This is a genomic window from Pseudoalteromonas sp. S3178 (assembly GCF_005886985.1).
GTDB lineage: Bacteria > Pseudomonadota > Gammaproteobacteria > Enterobacterales > Alteromonadaceae > Pseudoalteromonas > Pseudoalteromonas carrageenovora.
In genome coordinates, this window is record NZ_PNCW01000260.1 from 1 (window position 1) to 372 (window position 372).

Below are 372 nucleotides of genomic sequence, written 5' to 3' on the forward strand. Positions count from 1 at the left end.
GTTTGCAGCCTGAGCGCAGCCTGAGTCACAGCCCGCTGTTTCAGGTGATGCTATCGCTGCAAAACAATGACCAGGGCAGCTTATCGTTGCCGGGATTAGAGTTGTCGATGGTGGAAGGCGGCGGACAAACCGCGAAGTTCGACCTAACCCTGAATATGGCAGAGGAGGCCGGTGGCCTCGGTCTCTATTGGGAGTTTAATACGGCTGTCTTTAAAGATGAGACAATAGTGCGTATGGCGGAGCACTTTGAGGTGTTGCTGAGCGCCCTGTTGCAGTCACCTGAGCGAGATGTGTTCAGTCATGAACTGGTGACCAGCCGGGAGCGTGAACAGCTGCTTGAAAGCCGTCAGGATATTGAGTGCTTCACCCCGT

At 54.6% G+C, this 372-nt stretch carries 1 protein-coding gene; it reads left to right on the forward strand.

Annotated elements, in window-relative coordinates; translation table 11 throughout:
- Window positions 1–372: condensation domain-containing protein (locus CWC11_RS20875; protein ID WP_171038487.1), on the forward strand; the 372-nt coding region annotated here is incomplete at both ends.